The sequence below is a fragment of the Haloarcula sp. DT43 genome (genome assembly GCF_037078405.1).
Lineage (GTDB): Archaea > Halobacteriota > Halobacteria > Halobacteriales > Haloarculaceae > Haloarcula > Haloarcula brevis.
On the sequence record NZ_JAYMGZ010000003.1, the window covers coordinates 294,754 to 314,042 of the forward strand.

Genomic DNA, 19,289 nt, shown 5'->3' on the forward strand with positions numbered 1-19,289 from the left:
CTGATATCTCTTTGGTTCCGTGCAGCGGCCCCGACTCAGTGGACCGACCGGTCGTCGCTCTCGTCGATGGCCTCGATGGGGTCGGCGTTGCCGAAGTCGGGGGTCGGACCGTCGCCCTCCGCGGCCCACTCGCAGGCGTTGGCGAGGACCCGCTGGATGTCCTCGTCGTGGTAAATCGGATACGTCTCGTGGCCCGGCCGGAAGTAGAAGATACGGCCCGCGCCGCGGCGGTAGCAACAGCCCGACCGGAACACCTCCCCGCCCTCGAACCAGGAGTTGAACACGAGCGTGTCCGGCGCGGGGACGTCGAAGCGCTCCCCGTACATCTCCGTCTCCGGGAGCTCGATGTACTCCCCGACGCCGTCGGCGATTGGATGCCCGGGTTCGACGACCCACAGTCGCTCGGTTTCGGCGGCTTCACGCCACTTCAGACTGCAGGTCGTCCCCATCAACTCGCGGAATATCTTGGAGTAGTGGCCCGAGTGGAGGACGACGAGTCCCATGCCGTCGAGGACACGCTCTTTCACCCGGGCGACCACCGCGTCGTCGACCTGGTCGTGGGCCGCGTGGCCCCACCAGGTCAGGACGTCCGTCTCCGCCAGTACCGCCTCGGTGAGGCCGTGTTCCGGCTCGTGGAGCGTCGCCGTCTCCGTGTCGAACCCGCGGTTCTCCAGCGCCGCGGCGATAGCGCCGTGAATCCCGTCGGGATACAGGTCCGCGACGGCCTCGTGCTCCTGTTCGTGGACGTACTCGTTCCAGACTGTGACGCGTGTCATACCTCTGGTTTCCACCTCCGCCGTAACGGCGTTGGCTAAGCGGCAATCCGTACGACGAGCGGTCGCCCCGTCCGCGCGCCAACGGCGGCCGAGCGGCGCTTCGGCACCTCCGATAGCGGACGCCGAGACGGGTCGTGTCCGCATGGCTGTGACTCACACTCTGAGACCGCTAAATACAGACGAATGTAGGCGTCCCGCCCCGGAGTACAGTCGACTGAAATCAAGCCGTAGACCGCCGCTATACCCGATACACACGACTGTATCCCGTTTCGATTGGCCGTCCAGAGAACGGCCGGATTTTTACACTTTCAGACGCTCTCGCTCCCGGACCGCCGATATTCTTGATGGACGATAATGTAAACAGTAGATAGGTATAAATACTCCCTGCCGGACGACGTGACTGATGCACCCTACCAGAAACCGCCGTATCGGAAGGTTTCGAGCGATAGAGCCGCGAAACGAGGTGGGTTCGAAATGAGACCGCGACACCTGCTTCCGGCACACGCCTCGACAGCCGGGACACGACTGCCGGCGCGGACTTCGGGGGTGTGCCGCCATGTCTGAGCACACGCTGGTGCTGATGGCGCTGTTGCCCCTGGCGACGATTGCAGTGCTGATGGTCGGGCTGTACCAGCCCGCGACACGCACGATGCCGATTGCGTGGGCCGTGGCGGCCGTCGCCGCCTTCGTCGGCTGGCAGATGTCGCCCCGGCTCATCGCCGCCGCGTCGATACGCGGTGCGCTGACGGCGACCAGAATCCTGGTCATCGTCTTCGGGGCGATACTCCTGCTGTACACGCTGAAACAGTCAGGCGCGTTCGAGGTCATCAACGCCGGGTTCTCCTCGATAAGCGACGACCGCCGCGTGCAGGTCGTCCTGCTCGTCTTCCTCATGGGGTCGTTCATCGAGGGCGCGGCCGGGTTCGGGACGCCCGCGGCCATCGTCGGCCCGCTGCTGGTCGGCCTGGGCTTCCCGCCGCTGGCCGCCGTGGTCGTCGCGCTCACGGGGAACATCCTCGCAATCACCTTCGGCGCGGTCGGCACGCCGCTGATTATCGGCCTCCGGGACGTGGTGTTCGCGGAGGGGACTGGCGCAGCACAGCAGGTGCTCCAGCAGGGCGGCTACGAGAGCGTCGGCGCGTACGTCGCCCAAATCGGCGTGTGGGCGGCGCTCATCCACGCCATCGTCGGCATCGCCATCCCCTTTATCGGCGTGGCGATGATGACCCGCTTCTTCGGCGAGGAGCGGTCCATCAAGCCCGCGCTGGAAGTCCTGCCCCTGTGCCTCTTCGCGTGGGCGTCCTTCGCAATCCCCTACGTCGCCACCGCGTACTTCCTCGGCCCGACGTTCCCGGGCCTGCTGGGTGCGATGGTCGGGCTGCTCGTCGTGACGACCACGCTCCGGGCCGGCTACTTCCTCCCCGACGAGGAGTGGGACTTCGGCCCACAGGACCAGTGGCCCGACCACTGGATCGGAAGCATCGAGCCCGGCGAAGGCGTCGGCGCGACGACGGGCGACAACCGCGAGGGCACCGTCGCGGCCGACGGCGGGACGCCTGCCTTCGAGGAGACCCACTCCCAGGACATGTCGCTCGGCATGGCCTGGCTGCCGTACCTCCTCGTGGCCGCGCTGCTCGTCGTGACCCGCGTCGTCGACCCGGTTCAGACGTTCCTCTCGACAAACGGCGTGCTCCTGTGGAGTAACATCCTCGGCACGCCGTTCTCCGAGGGCGTCGAGATGTTGTACCTCCCGGGGAGCCTCTTCGTGCTGGTCGCGGTGATTACCTACGCGCTTCACGGGATGTCCACCGACGAAATCAAGGCCTCGTGGAGCGAGGCGCTCCGGAACATCGCGCCGGCCGTCGTCGCGCTGTGGTTCGCCGTCGCGACGGTCATGATTATGCAGCGGACCGGTAGCGCCGTCGTCCTGGAGACCGCGCCGATTGACGCCGGCATGCTCGGCCTGCTGTCGGAGATAACCGCGGGCGCGACCGGCCAGATGTTCCCGTTCTTCTCGGGCTTCATCGGCGCGTTCGGCGCGTTCATCGCCGGTTCGAACACGGTCAGTGACATCCTGTTCGGGCTGTTCCAGTTCCAGGCCGCCCAACAAATCGGCGCACCGACCCAGATAGTCGTCGCCGCGCAGGCGGTCGGCGGCGCAATCGGCAACCTCATCGCGATTCACAACGTGGTCGCCGCCCTCACGGTGGTCGGCCTCATCGGCGAGGAGGGACGCGTCATCCGGCTCGAACTGATACCGGTGCTGTACTACGGCGTGTTCACGGGCATCCTGACGCTCGTCCTGGCCTACGTCGTGGCACCGGGCGCGTTCTGACTCGCTTCCTCCCAGTTCTAATTTATGGCATACGACTCCCGACCCCCCGAGCAGCGTGACCCGGCGACGGACCCGAGCGCGAACTACGACTACCAGGGCGACAGCGTCCAGCGCCCGGATCTCGTGGCGGCCCTGGAACGGCGCGTCGACGGCGACGTGCGCTTTGACACGTACACCCGCGAGCTGTTCGCCACCGACGCGAGCGCGTACGAACAGCTCCCGCTCGGCGTCGTCTCCCCGGTCTCGACCGAGGACGTGGTCGCGGTGATGGAGTACTGCGACGAGCAGGACGTGCCGGTGCTGCCGCGGGGCGGCGGGACCAGTCTCGCCGGTCAGGCCGTCAACGAGGCCGTCGTCCTCGATTTCAAGCGCCACATGGACCAGACGGTGTCGGTCGACCCCGATGCCCGACAGGCCCGTGCCCAGGCCGGCATCACCATCGCCCGGCTCAACGACCGCCTGGAACCCCACGGGCTGAAGTTCGCGCCGGACCCCGCCTGGGGCGACAAGAGCGTGCTGGGCGGCGCTATCGGCAACAACACGACCGGCGCGCACTCGCTGAAGTACGGCAAGACCGACGCCTACATCGAGGAGTGCGAGGTCGTTCTCGCGGACGGCACCCGGACGACCTTCGGCTGGGTCGACGTCGAGGACCTCCGGGCGGCCGAGGCCGGTCCGGACGCCGACCTCGAAACCCGCATTCGCGCCGAGGTCGCCCGCATCCTCTCAGAGGACGCCGAAGAGATAGACGCCAGGTACCCGGACCTCAAGCGCAACGTCTCCGGGTACAACCTGGACGAACTGGTCGATAGCGCCAGGGAGCGCGGCGAGGTCAACCTCGCCCGCCTGCTCGCCGGGAGCGAGGGGACGCTTGCAGTCGTCACCGAGGCGACGGTGTCGCTCGAACCCGTCCCCGAGGCCACGGCCGTCGCCATGCTGACCTACGACGACATCATCTCGGCGATGCGGGACGTGGCCCCGATTCTCGACCACGACCCCTCGGCCGTCGAGGTGATGGACGACGTGCTCCTCGACCTCGCCGCGGAGACGCCGGAGTTCGCCGACGTCGTCGGCATGCTCCCCGAGGAGACGGACTCGACGCTGCTCGTCGAGTTCTACGCCGACTCGGCCGAGGCGGGCGCACAGAAGGTCGCCGACCTCCTCGCCGACCGGCTCCCGGGCTACGGCGCCAAGGAATCGCCCAGCGAGAGGGCGGGGTCGGTCACCGACGCCCCGGTCCACGCCGTCGACGCGCTGGAAGCCTACGACCCCGACCGGCAGGCGAAGTTCTGGAAGATGCGCAAGGCCGGGCTGCCGATTCTGCTCTCGCGGACGGGCGACGACAAGCACTGGCCGTTCGTCGAGGACACGGCGGTCCCGGCCGAGAACCTCCCGGAGTACGTCGCCGACATCCGGGAGCTGTTCGACGAGCACGACACGTTCGCCTCCTACTACGCTCACGCCGGTCCCGGCGTCCTGCACATCAGGCCGCTGTTGAACCTGAAATCCGAGGCCGGCATCGAGACGATGGAGGCCATCTCCGACGCCATCACGGACCTCGTCGTCCAGTACGACGGCTCCGTCTCCGGCGAACACGGCGACGGCCGCGCCCGAACCCAGTGGAACCGCAAGCTGTACGGCGACGACCTCTGGGAGACGTTCCGCGACCTCAAGACCGCGTTCGACCCCGACTGGCGGCTGAACCCGGGGAACATCTGTGGCGACCACGACCCGGCCGAGCACCTCCGGTACGACCCCGACTACGCCTTCGACGCGGGCTTCGACCCCACGCTGGAGTGGGACAACGAGAACGGGTTCCAGGGGATGGTCGAACTCTGTCACGGCTGTGCGGGCTGTACCGGCCACCAGGAGACCACCGGCGGCGTGATGTGCCCGACCTACCGCGCCGCCGAGGAGGAAATCACCAGCACCCGCGGCCGGGCCAACATGCTCCGGTCGGCGATGGACGGCGACCTGCCCGAGGACCCCACCGACGAGGAGTTCGTCACCGAGGTGCTGGACCTCTGTATCGGCTGTAAGGGCTGCAAGAAGGACTGTCCGAGCGGCGTCGACATGGCGAAGCTCAAAGCCGAGGTGGTCCACGAGTACCACCAGCGCGAGGGCGTCTCGCTGCGGGACCGGCTGTTCGCCAACGTCGAGACGGTGCTCTCGGTCGGGAGCGCCTTCGCCCCGGTGTCGAACTGGCTGATGGACCTGCCGGGAGCGGGCCGTCTCATGGAGACAACGGTCGGCATCACGGACGAACGCACCCTGCCCGCCTTCCACCGGACCACGTTCCGGGACTGGTGGACGGACCGTGGCGGGGCACGGGTCGCGGCCGACGAGGCCGACCGGACGGCGCTCCTGCTCGCCGACCCGTACACGAACTACAGCCACCCCGACGTGGGGAAGGCGGCGGTCCGGGTGCTCGAAGCCGCCGGCGTCCACGTGGCCGTGCCCGACGACGTGACCGACAGCGGCCGGCCCGCCTACTCGAAGAGTATGCTGGACCACGCCCGCGAGACGGCGCGAGCCAACGTCGATTCGCTCGCGCCCCGCGTCGCCGACGGCTGGGACGTGGTCACCATCGAACCCTCCGACGCGGTCATGTATCAGGTCGACTACCGTGACCTCCTCTCCGGCGACGGCGTCGACGCGGTCGCTGAGAATACGTACGGCGTCTGTGAGTATCTCGACACCTTCCGGCTCGGGGAGTCGCTGGCCGTCGACGGGGCCGACCGCTCGCTGGCGTACCACGGTCACTGCCACCAGAAGGCGACGAAGAAGGACCACCACGCCGTCGGCGTCCTCCGGCGGGCCGGCTACGACGTGGACCCGCTCGACTCGGGCTGTTGTGGCATGGCCGGCTCGTTCGGCTACGAGGCCGAGCATTTCTCGATGAGCGAAGCCATCGCCGACCTCCTGCTGGGCCAGATAGACGACTCGCCCGCCGAACAGGTCGTCGCGCCCGGCGCGTCCTGTCGGTCGCAACTCGACGACCTCGGCGGGGTGGAGCCACCCCACCCCATCGAGATGGTCGCGGCGGCGCTCGATTAGGCGGGTCGCCCGCGACGGGCGCTGTCGGTCGTGGCGTCAGAACCCGAAGCCGTCCCGCCGTCGGACGGTCACGTCGTGTCCGTCGACCGCCGACCGGAGCGCCTCCTCGAAGGGGGCCGCGTCGAACTGGCCGTGGACTCTGACCGTCGTCTCCGCCCCAGCGCGGGGCCGGGCCGTGATTTTCGGCCGCCCGACCCGGCCACCCGAGTGGATGTCGACCCCGTCGAGGGCGTCGTAGGGCTGTGTCTCCACCTGCTCGGCAGTTTCGAGGGCCGCGGGCACGCCCTCTTCGACCACCCGTGACGCGAACGCGGCGGCCCGCCGGTCCGGCGACCCGAACAGCAGGTCCACGGGCGTCAGGTAGTCGTACTCGACGAAGTAGGCCCGCTCCGTACAGAACAACACGTCGAGCAGCCGGAGCGGGTACGAGCCACGCATCGTGTAATGCAGGTGCACGCGGAGTTCGTCGGTCACGAGAACCACCCCTGGGCGGTGGCGGCGTCGGCGACCGTCCCGTCGGCTGCGACCTTCGCCCGTGCGACCCGGTACATCGTGTACGTCTGGACGAGGAGGTAGCTGGCCCAGAGGACGTATCCGCCCGGCGCGCTCCCGAGGACGGCGGGCCGGACGGCGAACGTCGCCAGTCCGAGCCGCGTCGCCAGGCCGGTGCCGACCAGCAGAACGCTGAAGTAGCCGAAAAACGCCGCCGCGAGCCACATCGCGGCGACGCGGCCCCACCCCGGCATCGTGTGCTCGGGGAGCCGGACCGTGTTGACGAGCTGGACGACGACGATGTAGGGCCACATCAACAGGCCGGACATGGCCGCCCCGACGACCAGGAGCCCGAAGGGGTCGGCTATCGAAATCGGGAGGGTGAGGATGAGCACGCCCCAGCCACAGAAGACGGTCAGCAGGCCCCAGAACAGCCGCGGCAGGCTCCAGCCCGCGTCCCGGCCGTACAGCTCGTAGATGATGTCCGAGCTGTTCCGGACGAACGACTCGATGATGGCGTACTCGGTCGTGAACAGAGCCAGAAACAGCGTGACGTAGATGACACTCGTCGCGAGCCCGCCGACCGAGGGGGCGATTTCGATGAGCCACATGTCGACCGCGTCGCTCGTCGCCCCCGGGGCCTGTGACACCGCGACGACGACCAGCATCGTCGTGACGAGGACCAGCCCGAAAAAGAAGGTGAGCAGGTGTTCGAGCTGTGTCACGCGCCACCAGCCGCGCCACCGCTTGAGGTTCTGGGTGTCCGGCGTGAACGTGAACCCGTCTTCGTGGACCGTCTCGGGGTCGTCGCCGGCGAAGGGGTTCTTGATTCGGCCCTGATACCGGCCCATCCCGTAGCCCTTCTCGCGTATCCAGAGGCTCTGTGAGAGGTTGAGATACCCCCCTGCCCCGGCGTAGGCCAGGGCCCCGACCAGGACGGCGATGGTCCCGACCGGCGAGTAGTCGCCCACCGTCGTCAGGCTCCCCGGGACGCCGACCAGCACGTCGACCGACCCGATGAGGACGAACAGCAACAGCGCGAACGCGATGGACAGCGCCACCAGGACGAGTTGGAGGCTCTCGACGACGTTGTACATCAGCGGCGTCACCTGGTAGGTCACCCAGATGAACACCATGAGCGCGATGCCGAACAGCCGCCAGCCGACGACGTCGACGCCGACGATGTCGTACGTGCCGAGCCCGAGCCCCTGGGCACCGATTTGCGCGGCGCTCGCCGCCCAGCCCGGCCAGCCGAGGCTGACGAACCCGCCGATCAGCATGGCCAGCGGAACGACCGGATGGACCCGCTCGAACGCGCGGAACACGCTCTCACCGGTCGCCAGCGACCACCGCTGAATCTCCGTGTTGACGACGAAGTGGAGACAGACGGCCACGAGGAACAGCCAGTACAGCCCCCACCCGTAGCTGGCGACCAGGTGCGGCCAGAACAGCGTCTCGCCGCTGCCCAGCGACGCCCCCAGCATGATGGCGCTTGGGCCGACGACGTGACGGAGCTTCGGCACCTTCGGCAGCGCGAGCTCTCTGAACCGACCGCCCGACCCGGTGTCCGGGTAGTCGTCGGTCTCCGGTGCGGCCTCCAGGTTCTCGTAGGCGACCGGGGTGTACGAGGAGATGGGGTAGCGCTGCTCCGCGAGGGAGGCGTACACCTCCGCCTGGTCCGATTCCGAGTCGTCCGCCACGTCCGGCTCATCGGGCCGCTTTTCTTCTGGCATCGCGCTACTCACCCACCGACGTAGTGCCAGACGTGTTCGTGGTCCTCGGCTAAGTCGACCTGCGGGAGGTCCTCCAGCGCCGGCCCGATGGCGTCCCACCACTCGTCGGCGGTCTTGTAGCCCGCCGGGTGCTCCTGGAACACCTCCGTGATGAGCTTCCCGGCGTCGGTGTCGGGGTTCTCACGGAGGTAGTCGTACGCGGCTTTCAGCGCCGCGCGCCGGGCGGCGAGCACCTCCCCAGTCCCCGGCAGGTCCGCGTCGGCGATGCTGTGCTCAACGGGCGGCTCCCGCCCCTGTGGCCCCGTGTCCGTGCCGACGAGCTGTGCGAACGGAACCCACCAGACCCGGCTCCGCGCGCCGACTTTCCGCGTTTCGAGGTCCCCCCGGTCTACGAGTACGTCGAGCTTGTTGTGTGCCGTCTTCCGGGAACAGCCGAGCGCGTCCATCACGTCGGACGCCGTCAGCGGCTTCGCCTGGTCCGCCCGGTCTTGAAACACCGAGAGCACCCGCTCCGGTGTGAACTCTGCCGTGGACGGTGGCGACCCGTCGGCCCGACCATCGTCCGCGGTATTGCTCATACGTAGCCATTACAGTCGTATGTAATAGACTTTTCTGCAGAGAACCCCGCGGCGGGAGCAAGCGGCCTGTGCGCGCTTCGCTGGCACCCAGTTGTACACGAGGGCAGGGACGGGACCGTCCGACGGCCCCTCACTCGGCCGGTTCCGGCGCGGCCACCGACTGCTCAGTCTCGACGACTGCCCGGTCGGGCAGTTCGGGGTTCGGTTTCCGACCGAGGGTCAGCAGCCGTTCGGTGAGCGTCAGTTCCTCGGGGCTGGGGCTCGGCTTCTGGACCTCCTCGAAGTCGACGACGACCTGCCCGTCCTCGGCCGCGATGCGCACCGCACAGAGCTGGTAGGAGGGGTAAAACACCGGGGGCAGGAGCCCGATGACCCCGTTACGCCGGTGGAGGCGCTTGAGCCAGGTCCCGCTGTTGACGACCAGCCCACCATCGACCGCCTGCACGTTCGGGCGGTGCGTGTGCCCGTAGCAGAAGACGACCACGTCTTCCTGCTCTTCGAACACGTCCTGCGCGGCTTCCCTGTAGGTCGTCCGGGTGTCGACGGTGAGGTCGGTCTCGAAGATGCCGAAGCGGTTGATTGTCTTCTTGATGTCTCGCCGCAGGAGATACAGCGGGACGCCGACGAGCAACAGGAGCCCGGCCAGCGACGCGTTCACGACGAGCAACACCCAGATAGCGGTCCCGACCGTCCCGAACTGGCCCAGGAACGACGTCGTGGTCTCGACCGGTGCCGACCAGACGCCGAGCAGATTCAGCGCCGCCAGAATCGCCAGGATGGCGCTGATGTTGAACAGCAACAGGAACGGAACCAGCGCGTACCGCAGCAGGGGGTTCATCTCGCGGTAGAAGTATTTCGAGAGCATCCAGACCGGGACCCGCTCGGTCGGCGTGACGGCCTGGACGTCCTTGAGCCAGTTGTACCGGCCCCGGTCAGAGAGCTGGCCGGCCCGGCTCGTCACGAGCGTGTTGTAGTAGTAGCCAAGCGGCGTCACGTTCGTGTCTCCCCAGTCCTCGATGCGGTTGTTGGGGTCCTGCTGGTTCCCGTGTTCGAGGTGGATTGCCTGGTCACCGACCGCTCGGGTGACCGACTTCGACTGGACCAGCCTGACGTTGTACGCCGCGAACCGCTCGACGTACTCGTCGTAGGCCGCGAGTTCGTGGTCGTGGTTGCCCGGGATGAGGGTTATCTGTACGTTCTCGCCGGTCTTTCGCAACTGCTCGAACAGCGACGGGTAGGTCTCTTCGAGGACGTCGAACTTCTCTAGCCCCGACACCCCGGTGAACTCCCAGAGGCCGAAGGCGTCGCCGTTGATGAGTAGCTCGACGTCCTCGTCGGTGGTCTCCAGCCGCGAGAGGAAATCCAGCAGTTCGTCCAGAAACTCCACCTCCTCCAGCTGCTCGTCGCCGCCGATGTGGAGGTCGCTTATGACGTAGTAGACGCGGTCATCGGCGGAGCCGTCCATTGAATACGGGTTCTGGACCCACGGACAAAGGCGTTGCTTTCCGGGGACTCCGAGTAGATGCGCCGTGTCGGCCGGGACAGGTGCGTCGTCCCGCGGCTACAGTTCCAGCACGGCCCGGAAGCGCGCTTCGTTCTCTATCATCCGGCCGTAGGCCTCGTTCACGTCTTCGAGCGGGAAGGTCTCTATCTCCGGCGTGATGTCCCGAAGCGAACTGAACTCCAGCGTGTCCTGGGAGTCGCGGGCGTGGCCGGACCCCCAGCCCTCGACAGCGCCGCGGGTCTGGACGAGGTCCATAGCGTTGACTGCGACCGGTTCGCCGGGGACGCCCACGACGACGACGGAGCCGTCGACGCCGATGCCGCTGACGACGGAGCTGATGGCGTCGCTCGACGGGGCCGTCCCCAGCACTACGTCGGCCCCGCCCAGTTCCTGCAGCCGCTGGCCGGCATCCGTCTCCGTCGCGTCGATGAAGTGGTCCGCTCCCAGTTCTCTCGCCAGGGACTCCTTCTCCGGTGTTCGGGAGATGGCGGCCGTCTCGAAGCCGGCCGCGTGCGCGTACTGGATGCCGAGGTGCCCGAGGCCGCCGATGCCCTGTACGGCGACGAGGTCGCCGACGTTCGCGTCGCTGTTCCGGAGCGCGTTGAACGTCGTCACGCCCGCACAGAGCAGCGGTGCCGCGGCCGCCGCGTCGAGCGACTCCGGAATCCTCGCCAGCGCCTCCGACGGGGCGGTCATGTACTCGGCGTACCCGCCGTCGTAGGTCAGCCCGGTGACTTCGCCGTTCTCGCACTGCAGGAAGTTGCCCTGCCGACACTGGTCACACGTCGAGCAGTGGCCGCCGTGCCAGCCGACGCCGACCCGGTCGCCCACCTCCCAGGCGTCGACGGCGTCGCCGACGGCGTCGATGTGGCCCGCCACCTCGTGGCCCGGGACTCGCGGATACGTGACCGCGGGGTTGGTCCCCTCTTTCGTGAACACGTCGCTGTGGCAGATGCCGCAGGCGTCGACCGAGACCCGAACCTCGTCGGCGTCCGGTTCGGGCACGTCCCGTTCGACGACCTCGAACTCCGCTCCCGGCTCGGGCACGACCGCCGCTTGCATCGTGTCTGACATAGCGACATTTTCGGCTCGACGCGGATAAACGGCCAGTTAGCAGACATCCTTACGGGGGTCCGACGGGACCGCCAGAGTCACGACCTATCGCCGGGTGACGGCCCGGTCGTCGGCTCAGGACCGGAGCCGCTGGATGCGCTTCTCCGTCGGCGGGTGGGTCGAAAACAGCCGCTCGAACAGCCCCTTATCGGCGTTGAAGATACAGAGGGCGTTCATGCTGTCCTCGACCGCCGATTCCCGCCCCTCGGCACCGCGGGAAATCTTCTCCAGCGCCCGGGCCAGCGGCTCGCCGGTGCCGATGGCGCGGCGCGCGTCCGCGTCGGCGACGTACTCCCGGTAGCGGGAGATAGCCAGCACGAACACCATGACCAGCGCGTTCGCCAGCGAGGAGGCGACCATCGCCAGGAGCCAGGAGCCGATGTTCCGTTCGCCCCCGAACAGCACCGCGAAGTAGGCGACGTAGCCGACGAGCATCCCGATGGACTGGCCCACGACCATCGTGATGACGTCCCGGTTCTTGATGTGGGCCAGTTCGTGGGCGACAACGCCCTCCAGTTCGTCGTCGTCCAACAGCTGTAGCAGTTCGCTCGACACGACGACGACGCCCGCGCCCTTGCGCCCGACGGCGAAGGCGTTGGGGACGCCCATGTCCATCACCATCAGCCGCGGCTCTTCGAGCCCCATGTCTCTGCAGAGCCGGCGGACCATCTGGTGGACGTGCCCGAACCGACTGTCGTCGGGCATCTCCTCTGCGCCACGGAGCGCCAGCCACTTCCCGAGCTTGTACTGGATGGCCGGAACGACGAGGATGCCGACGAGGAGCACCGGCACGAGCGGAAGCCCCAGAAGCACCGACAGCGCCGTGCCGGCGAAGACGTAGAACGCGAACAGGACCGCCCCGACGACCAGCATCCGAAGTTGTAATCCGAAGTCCGTCATACAGGGTCAAGTCCGGCCGGCCGTATAAACCGTCTGGCTGGTGACGCCGCCGCGTCAGCCGGTTTCGAGCCGGGTGGCAACAGCTATGGGCCTGGGTTCGGAACCTCTCCGACGTGTCCCTCCGACGCCTCGCCGGGCGGTTCCGGCCTTACTCCGTCCCAATCTGTCTGTTCGCCCTGGTGGTAGTCACCGTGTCGGTCGTACCGCCGCTGGTGCTCGGGGAGGCGACCGGCCGCACGTACGCCCTGACCGTGGCCGTGCTGGTCGTCGCCGTCTCGTCGGTCCTCCCGTACGCCGCCGCCGTCGCTGTCCTGACTGTGCCGTTCCCCTACGCCGGACTGGGGAGCTACGCCGCTCCGGCCGCCGGCGAGCCGTTCTCGCCCACTGCGGCGCTCCGCCACGCCGTCGCCGGCGTCTCGTACGTCGTCGCGGCCACCGCCGTCGGGGCTGTCGGAATCGGCGTCGACTTCGCGGTTTCCAGCGGCTTGACCCCGTTCCCGGCGGTGCGGTTCCCGGCGGTCGGGGTGCCGCCCTACCTGGCGCTCGGCGGCGCGGCCGTCGCCGGCGTCTACGTCGCCGTCCAGTTGTGGCGATACGACACTCCGCTCGGGGAGCTGGGGCTCGATACGGTCCTCGGGACGGTCGTCCTCGGTGCGCTGCTCGCCGCGTCGCCCGTCGTCGCGCTCTGGCTGTTCGGGGCCTACGGGTTCTGAGCGGCCGTGTGCCCCCGTCACGTCCTCGGCGCTACCCGCCGGCTTCAAAACGTCTTAAAGTCGCAAGCACTCGGTACCGGATATGACGCAGCAACAGTCCCAGACGGGCGGCCCGCGAGCGAGCGGGATGCCGATGCTCGGGCTCGGCACGTGGCAGAACGACGACGAAGCGCAGTGTGCCGAGAGCGTTCGGACGGCGCTGGAAGCCGGCTACCGGCACATCGACACCGCACAGGCCTACGACAACGAGGGCGCCGTCGGCGACGGCATCGCCGCGGCCGCCGTCGACCGCGACGACATCTTCCTGGCGACGAAGGTCTGGCTATCGAACCTCTCGCACGACGACGTCATCGAGACGACCGAGGAGAGCCTCGACAAGCTCGGCGTCGACTCGGTGGACCTGCTGTACGTCCACTGGGCGGCCGGCGAGTACGACCCCGAGGAGACGCTGCCCGCGTTCGACGAACTCGTCGACCGCGGCCTCATCGACAACGTCGGCGTCTCGAACTTCGAACCCCACCACGTCGAGACGGCGATGGACGTGCTCGACGCGCCGGTGTTCGCCAACCAGGTCGAGACGCACCCGTTCCTCCAGCAGTCGGACCTGCGCGAGCACGCGGCGGCCCACGACTACGAACTGGTCGCGTACTCGCCGCTGGCCCGCGGGGCGGTGTTCGGCCACGAGGTCATCGAAGCCATCGCCGACGACCACGGCGTGAGCGAGGCCCAGGTCAGCCTGGCGTGGCTCCGCGAGAAGGGCGTGACGGCGATTCCGAAGGCCACGAGCGAGGCCCACATCACGGACAACCTGGCGAGCCTCGACCTGTCGCTTTCCGACGCCGACGTCGACCGCATCGACGGCATCGAGACGGTCGACCGGCGCATCGACCCGGACTGGTCGCCGGCGGCCTGGGACTGAGCCGACGCCTTTCGCCCCGTGCCACCACGCCTCTCACAGCCCTCTTCACATTTCCACCCCTTGAACACACGATGAGATGGTTTCCTCCTCTCGGGTGGTCCGGCTGACCCGGACCACGCTACGGTCCGCGCTCGCCGTTCGCCCGTCGGTCCCGGCCCGGTACCGCGACACCGCTCTGTTCGTCCTGCTGGCCGTGCTGTTCGGTGGCTCGTTCGTCGCAATCAAGACCGGGCTCCGCGAGCTTCCGCCGGTGCTGTTTGCTGGCCTCCGGTTCGACCTGGCGGCGGTGACGCTGCTCGGCTACATCGCCATCACCCGCCCTCGTTCGACGTGGCTCCCGCGAACACGCGGGGACGTCGTGGGCATCGGGATGGCGGCGCTGTTCCTCATCGCGCTCAACAACGGCCTGCTGTTCCTCGGCCAGGGCGCGACGACGCCAGCGGCGGCCTCCGTGATGTACGGCCTGAACCCGATACTCGCCCCCGTGTTCGCCTGGTGGCTGCTGGGCGAGCGGCTCTCCTGGCTCGGCGCGCTCGGCATCGGCGTCGCGCTGAGCGGCGTCGTCCTCATCGTCCAGCCCTCGCCCTCGACGTTCACCGACGCGAGCGCCGTCGGCCAGCTCCTGGTCCTCGGCGCGGCGGCGGCCGTCGCCCTCGGCAGCGTCCTCCTCCAGCGCGTCGGCCCCCGGATGGACAGCACGCCGCTGACCGCGTGGGCGATGGCCGTCGGCGCGGTGTTGCTCCACGCCGCGAGCCTGCTGGTCGGGGAGCCGCCGGCGGCCGTCGTCGGCATCGGCCCCGAGACGGTCGCGAGCATCGTGGCCGTCGGCATCCCCTCGACGGCGGTGGCCTACGCTATCTACTTCGGGCTCATCGGGCGCATCGGGCCGGTGCGTGCGAACCTGGTGGCCTACGTCGTGCCGGTGTTCGCCGCGCTCATGGGCTGGGCGCTGCTGGGCGCCTCGGTGTCGCTGTGGACGCTGGCCGGGTTCCTGGTCGTCGTCGCGGGCTTTGCCCTCATCGAGCGAGCGACCATTCGCACGGAACTGCGCCGGCTCTACCACCGCTTCGGGGAACCGCCGGCCTCCCAGCAGACGCCCCGGTGTGACGACTGAACGGCGAGTACGGCGCGCATAGACTGCTTTCTCGCTCCCGACGTCATGTTATCGCCGGTGCCAGCGACGGTCGATACCGAGTAGCCGGCCGCGCCACCGGTCCCGCTCCGGGGGCCGTCTGTCAGTACCCGTGTGTACATACGCCTCCGGCGGGAAACGGTCGTGATGACTGCGCTGGACCACGCCAACGCCGGCTATCGACGACTCTTCGAGCAGGACGGCCTCTCGTTTGGCCTCGGGTTCCCGCTCACGGGGGAGAAGGAGTCGACGCCCGACGTGGACGCGGAGCTCCGGCTGGCGAGCCACGCCGAATCGGTCGGGTTCGACGCGCTCTGGGCCCGGGACGTGCCGACGTACTGGCCGCGGTTCGGGGACGCCGGCGGGGCCTTCGACCCGTGGGGGCTGCTGTCCCACGTCGCCGCCACCACCGAGTCGGTCGCGCTCGGCACCGCGAGCATCGTCCTCCCGCTGCGCCACCCAATCCACGTGGCGAAGTCGGCCGCGACCGTCGACCGGCTCTCCGACGGCCGGCTCGTGCTGGGCGTCGCCTCGGGCGACCGCGACCCCGAGTACCCGGCGTTCGGTGTCGACCCCGAGAACCGGGGGCACCTCGTCCGCGAGAGCGTCGACGCGCTCCGCGTGCTCTGGCGCGAGGCGTACCCGACCCTCGACGGCTCCTGGGGCCACGTCGACGGCGACCTCGACGTGCTCCCGAAACCGACGACGGACACGCTCCCGCTGTTCCCGACCGGCAACGCCAGGCAGTCGACGGAGTGGATAGCCGAGAACGGCGATGGCTGGATATTCTACCACCTCCCCGAATCGACGCTGGAGTCGTATCTCGACACCTGGCGGAGCCACGCGCCCGAGAAGCCGTTCACGATTGCCGTCCAGGTCGCGCTCGCCGACGACCCGACGGCCGACCCCGAACCGCTCCACCTGGGCTACCGGGCCGGCGTCGAGTGGTTCCGCGAGTACTTCCGGCGGCTCGACGGCTACGGGCTGGACCACGTCATCGTCGGGCTTCGCGCCGCGGACCCCGAGGCGGCGATGGCGACGTTCGCGGACGAAATCATCGACGAGCTGTAGTGGAGCGATGTTCGCGGACAGGGCCGTCGATGGGGCGGACGATACACAGCGGTCCGCCGTCGGCGACGTGGGCGGCGCGACCTGCCATTCGTGGACGTGCGAATCCGAGGCTCCACTGCTCCTCCGTCGTCGAGTGACTGCGGTCCCCGTTTTGCCGCCCCTCACGGGTCGAACTCGTCCTTCCTGAGCCCCTCCCGGACGGGGCCGTGCTCGGCGTCGGTCGGCGGCGGCGCGGTCACCAGCAACGCCTCCAGCCGACCGTCCGTCGCCCTGACGCCGCGCTCGGTGTCGGCCTCGACGACCACCACGTCGCTCGGCTCGACCGTCCGCTCTGTGTCCCCGTCGCGGACGACGCCGGTCCCGGACTGGACGTGTATCGCCACGTCGCTCGCGGGCGCGTGGACCGGGATGAACTGTCCCGGCTCGAAGTAGCCACAGACGACTTTCATCCGGTCGCTGCAGAACACCTCGACGGCCGAGAACCGGTCGTCGTTGTATTCACGGGCGGCGTCGAAGTCGGTCGCCGTCATCGCCGGCCCCCGTTCGTTTCCGACGGCCCTGGGCGCGTCGTCACGCTGTGCCGAGACAGTCCAGGTCGACTGAGCGGTCCCGCTCCACGTCGCTGTCGGTGCATACGCGGCTGGTCCGACCGCACAACGGAAAGCGTCGGTCCCGAACGGCTTCGTCTCCCCGTCGCCGACGGCGCTTCCGATTCACTCCCCGATGTCGGGATAGGACTGGCTGCTCCCGTGGGACTTCCTGGCGACCAGTTGCGCGGTGGCCGCGGTCGTCCCGTCCGTCGTCGCCGTCCGCTCGTCGTAGTGGAGCACGGTCAGGCCGAGTCCGGCCCTGAGCAGTTCGTTCGAGGCGAACCGATACCGGTCCCCGGACGGTCCGCCGTCCACGTCGTCCGTCGTCCGGAGGTGGTGCTGGACGAACAGATAGCCGCCGTCGGCCAGCGACTCGACGATATCGGGGAGGCGGTCGACGGGGCGATAGAAGCTAATCGTGACGAGGTCGTACGTCGCCGCCGGGAAGGCAAACGAGTCGAGGTCCGCCTGTAGCCACTCGATGCTGTCCTCGACGCCCGCCGCCCGGGCGTTCTCGCGGGCGATGCGGAGGCCCTCGCGGGACTGGTCGACCGCATCGACGCGGTGGCCGGCCGCCGCGACCGGGAGCGCGTTCCGCCCGGTCCCGGTCGCCACGTCGAGCGCCCGGCCCGTCGGGACGGCCGGCAGGTACCGCTCCAGCACCGGATGTGGGTCCGGACGCCGCGGGTACGTCCCCGTTCGGTATCGCTCGTCCCAGGTCGTCATGGCTCCGATGACCGCCCGCCGGGACATGAAAGGTGTGGGTCGGCCAGGCACTCGCGTCGCGGTCCGTTTCAGCGGACGGCAATCTCTTGCCCGACCGCTACATACGCCCGAACGGATTGCTATGGAGAGCCAAGGCGGTGTGACGAGGCGGCGCTTGCTCGTGGCCCTCGGAAGCGCCCTCAGTCTGGTCAGTGGCGGCGGTGCCTACGTGTACTGGTCGCTCCAGGGCGACTCCGGCGGGTACACCGCGCCGGAGTCACACCCCGTCGTCAGCACGCGGGGCCTGCTCGGCGACGCGGCGGGACCGGCCGTCGAGACTGCCGGCACGTGGGCGTTCGAGGACGCGCCGGCGGTGTTCCTGTTCGCCCACGGGTTCAGCACCGACGCGGAGACGGCACGGGACAACGCCTACACGGCCCAGCTAGCGCTCGAAGGGACGCGGTCGGCCCCGGTCATCGCGTACAGTTGGGACTCCGACGTCGAGTGGGAGCGAGCGAAGGACAACGCCGAGGCCAACGCGACGCGCCTCGCCGCGTGGCTGGTCGAGTGGGCCGACGCCGACGGCCGCCCCGTCCACCTGCTCGCTCACTCGCTCGGCGCACGGGTGACCGGCGAGACGCTCCGGGTGCTCGCCGAGCGAGGGGCGACGGACGCCCTCGCCTCGGTGTCACTGCTCGGCGGGGCCATCCCGTACGACAGCGTGACGCGAGGCGGTCGGTACGGCGACGCCATCGGGGCCGTCGACGCCCCGGTGTCGAACTTCCACAGCTACGACGACACGGTCCTCGCGTGGGTGTACCGCGCGGCCGACCGGACACACGCCGTGGGCCACGGCGGGACCCGCGGTGCGGGGCCGCTTCCCGACGGCTACCGGGACGTTGATGTCACCGACCGCGTCGCGGACCACTACTCGTATTTCGAACCGGGCGAGGGCTGTCTCCCGCTGGTCGTCGCCGAAATCGAGTGACGCGGTCCCCGTCCGGTCAGCCGGTCCCTGCCTTGCCTACGATTCGGGGTAGAACAGGTACGAGTGCCGGATGTCGCTGTCGTACATGAGCGACCCCGACGGCGTCCTGAGCAGCGTTGCGACCAGATAGAGGTCGCCCGCGGCCCCGGCCGTGTTGAACAGCAGGGCGACGAAGGCCGCCAGCGCCACCAGCGGGACCGGGGCGAACAACAGGGGGAGCAGCAACGTATCGAGCACGACGAGCGGCGCGATACCGGCGACGACGTTGTGGTCCCGCCGCTGGAACTGGTGGAACGTCGCCGCGTAGAACGCGCCGAGTTGGGGCGCAACGCCGTAGGAGACGCGATAGCCGTACCACCGATAGACGAGCCCGTGCACCAGTTCGTGCGCCACCGTGACGCCGACCACTGCACCGACGCACGCGACCGCCGCCCCGGGGGTGAGCGTGACCGTCACGCTCGTCGCGGTCTCCTCGACCGGGAACACGGTCCCGAGCGCGGCCCCCTGGGCGTACCAGAGCACGCCGCCGAACACCACCGCGGTGACCGGCAGCAGGACGGCCACGAGACCGAGTACCGCCACGAGCGAGTACCGGAACTGTCGGGGCGGCTCGTAGCCCGCGGGCGTCGCCGGACGCAGCGTGTCGGACGGGTCGTGCTTGCTCGTCGGCACGGCCGTGTTTC

General features: G+C 68.8%; 17 protein-coding genes. 7 read left to right on the forward strand and 10 right to left on the reverse strand.

What is annotated here, in order from left to right:
* Positions 1-35 precede the first annotated feature (35 nt).
* Entirely contained in the window at positions 36-776 is a 741-nt protein-coding gene (locus tag VI123_RS13220; RefSeq protein WP_336338534.1) for a ThuA domain-containing protein, read from the reverse strand.
* Positions 777-1,332: 556 nt separating this feature from the next.
* Between VI123_RS13220 and VI123_RS13225 the strand changes: the two genes are divergently transcribed.
* Both VI123_RS13225 and VI123_RS13230 read left to right on the forward strand, forming a co-directional pair.
* A complete protein-coding gene (locus VI123_RS13225) occupies positions 1,333-3,111 on the forward strand; it encodes an L-lactate permease (RefSeq protein WP_336338535.1) in 1,779 nt (592 codons plus the stop codon).
* 24 nt (positions 3,112-3,135) lie between these two features.
* A complete protein-coding gene (locus VI123_RS13230) occupies positions 3,136-6,168 on the forward strand; it encodes an FAD-binding and (Fe-S)-binding domain-containing protein (protein ID WP_336338536.1) in 3,033 nt (1,010 codons plus the stop codon).
* A 36-nt stretch (positions 6,169-6,204) separates the two neighbouring features.
* Here VI123_RS13230 and VI123_RS13235 read toward each other — a convergent pair whose 3' ends face one another.
* The 6 genes from VI123_RS13235 to VI123_RS13260 form a co-directional block, all read right to left on the reverse strand.
* Complete coding sequence (locus VI123_RS13235; RefSeq protein ID WP_336338537.1) at positions 6,205-6,651, reverse strand: hypothetical protein; 447 nt, start codon at positions 6,649-6,651, stop codon at positions 6,205-6,207.
* A complete protein-coding gene (locus tag VI123_RS13240) occupies positions 6,639-8,393 on the reverse strand; it encodes an Nramp family divalent metal transporter (protein WP_336338538.1) in 1,755 nt (584 codons plus the stop codon). Before VI123_RS13240 ends, VI123_RS13235 begins: the two co-directional genes overlap by 13 nt.
* Before the next feature lie 8 nt (positions 8,394-8,401).
* Complete coding sequence (locus VI123_RS13245; protein ID WP_336338539.1) at positions 8,402-8,971, reverse strand: ArsR family transcriptional regulator; 570 nt, start codon at positions 8,969-8,971, stop codon at positions 8,402-8,404.
* 130 nt (positions 8,972-9,101) lie between these two features.
* A complete protein-coding gene (locus VI123_RS13250; protein WP_336338540.1) occupies positions 9,102-10,436 on the reverse strand; it encodes a metallophosphoesterase in 1,335 nt (444 codons plus the stop codon).
* A gap of 96 nt (positions 10,437-10,532) precedes the next feature.
* Entirely contained in the window at positions 10,533-11,537 is a 1,005-nt protein-coding gene (locus tag VI123_RS13255) for an alcohol dehydrogenase (protein ID WP_336338813.1), read from the reverse strand.
* Positions 11,538-11,663: 126 nt separating this feature from the next.
* Entirely contained in the window at positions 11,664-12,488 is an 825-nt protein-coding gene (locus VI123_RS13260) for a M48 family metallopeptidase (protein ID WP_336338541.1), read from the reverse strand.
* A 113-nt stretch (positions 12,489-12,601) separates the two neighbouring features.
* On the opposite strand from VI123_RS13260, the gene VI123_RS13265 reads away from it, so the two are divergent.
* The 4 genes from VI123_RS13265 (at position 12,602) to VI123_RS13280 (ending at position 16,323) form a co-directional block, all read left to right on the forward strand.
* Positions 12,602-13,201 (forward strand): hypothetical protein, encoded by a 600-nt coding sequence (locus tag VI123_RS13265; protein ID WP_336338542.1) that lies wholly within the window; start codon positions 12,602-12,604, stop codon positions 13,199-13,201.
* Positions 13,202-13,328: 127 nt separating this feature from the next.
* On the forward strand, positions 13,329-14,120 hold the full coding sequence (locus VI123_RS13270) for an aldo/keto reductase (RefSeq protein ID WP_336338814.1): 792 nt from the start codon (positions 13,329-13,331) through the stop codon (positions 14,118-14,120).
* A 76-nt stretch (positions 14,121-14,196) separates the two neighbouring features.
* On the forward strand, positions 14,197-15,234 hold the full coding sequence (locus tag VI123_RS13275) for a DMT family transporter (RefSeq protein WP_336338543.1): 1,038 nt from the start codon (positions 14,197-14,199) through the stop codon (positions 15,232-15,234).
* Between the two features lie 165 nt (positions 15,235-15,399).
* The gene (locus VI123_RS13280; RefSeq protein WP_336338544.1) at positions 15,400-16,323 is read left to right on the forward strand and encodes an LLM class oxidoreductase; all 924 of its coding nucleotides are present in this window, start codon (positions 15,400-15,402) and stop codon (positions 16,321-16,323) included.
* A 161-nt stretch (positions 16,324-16,484) separates the two neighbouring features.
* Here the strand turns inward: VI123_RS13280 and VI123_RS13285 are convergent, their stop codons facing one another.
* Positions 16,485-16,853 (reverse strand): cupin domain-containing protein, encoded by a 369-nt coding sequence (locus VI123_RS13285; RefSeq protein WP_336338545.1) that lies wholly within the window; start codon positions 16,851-16,853, stop codon positions 16,485-16,487.
* Positions 16,854-17,036: 183 nt separating this feature from the next.
* Positions 17,037-17,639 carry a class I SAM-dependent methyltransferase gene (locus VI123_RS13290; protein ID WP_336338546.1) on the reverse strand — a complete coding sequence of 201 codons (603 nt, stop codon included), beginning with the start codon at positions 17,637-17,639 and terminating at the stop codon, positions 17,037-17,039.
* 121 nt (positions 17,640-17,760) lie between these two features.
* Between VI123_RS13290 and VI123_RS13295 the strand changes: the two genes are divergently transcribed.
* On the forward strand, positions 17,761-18,606 hold the full coding sequence (locus VI123_RS13295) for a DUF726 domain-containing protein (protein ID WP_336338547.1): 846 nt from the start codon (positions 17,761-17,763) through the stop codon (positions 18,604-18,606).
* Between the two features lie 36 nt (positions 18,607-18,642).
* Here the strand turns inward: VI123_RS13295 and VI123_RS13300 are convergent, their stop codons facing one another.
* Positions 18,643-19,278, reverse strand: coding sequence for a DUF3267 domain-containing protein (locus VI123_RS13300; protein ID WP_336338548.1), 636 nt, complete (start codon positions 19,276-19,278; stop codon positions 18,643-18,645).
* Positions 19,279-19,289 lie beyond the last annotated feature (11 nt).

What these genes read in the sequence shown, in the direction of transcription:
- VI123_RS13290 (WP_336338546.1), bottom strand. Translation starts at nt 17,639, where the DNA reads ATGACGACCTGGGACGAGCGATACCGAACGGGGACGTACCCGCGGCGT.
- VI123_RS13270 (WP_336338814.1), top strand. Translation starts at nt 13,329, where the DNA reads ATGCCGATGCTCGGGCTCGGCACGTGGCAGAACGACGACGAAGCGCAG.
- VI123_RS13260 (WP_336338541.1), bottom strand. Translation starts at nt 12,488, where the DNA reads ATGACGGACTTCGGATTACAACTTCGGATGCTGGTCGTCGGGGCGGTC.
- VI123_RS13285 (WP_336338545.1), bottom strand. Translation starts at nt 16,853, where the DNA reads ATGACGGCGACCGACTTCGACGCCGCCCGTGAATACAACGACGACCGG.
- VI123_RS13280 (WP_336338544.1), top strand. Translation starts at nt 15,400, where the DNA reads ATGACTGCGCTGGACCACGCCAACGCCGGCTATCGACGACTCTTCGAG.
- VI123_RS13295 (WP_336338547.1), top strand. Translation starts at nt 17,761, where the DNA reads ATGGAGAGCCAAGGCGGTGTGACGAGGCGGCGCTTGCTCGTGGCCCTC.
- VI123_RS13245 (WP_336338539.1), bottom strand. Translation starts at nt 8,971, where the DNA reads ATGAGCAATACCGCGGACGATGGTCGGGCCGACGGGTCGCCACCGTCC.
- VI123_RS13255 (WP_336338813.1), bottom strand. Translation starts at nt 11,537, where the DNA reads ATGCAAGCGGCGGTCGTGCCCGAGCCGGGAGCGGAGTTCGAGGTCGTC.
- VI123_RS13230 (WP_336338536.1), top strand. Translation starts at nt 3,136, where the DNA reads ATGGCATACGACTCCCGACCCCCCGAGCAGCGTGACCCGGCGACGGAC.
- VI123_RS13220 (WP_336338534.1), bottom strand. Translation starts at nt 776, where the DNA reads ATGACACGCGTCACAGTCTGGAACGAGTACGTCCACGAACAGGAGCAC.
- VI123_RS13275 (WP_336338543.1), top strand. Translation starts at nt 14,197, where the DNA reads ATGGTTTCCTCCTCTCGGGTGGTCCGGCTGACCCGGACCACGCTACGG.
- VI123_RS13250 (WP_336338540.1), bottom strand. Translation starts at nt 10,436, where the DNA reads ATGGACGGCTCCGCCGATGACCGCGTCTACTACGTCATAAGCGACCTC.
- VI123_RS13225 (WP_336338535.1), top strand. Translation starts at nt 1,333, where the DNA reads ATGTCTGAGCACACGCTGGTGCTGATGGCGCTGTTGCCCCTGGCGACG.
- VI123_RS13240 (WP_336338538.1), bottom strand. Translation starts at nt 8,393, where the DNA reads ATGCCAGAAGAAAAGCGGCCCGATGAGCCGGACGTGGCGGACGACTCG.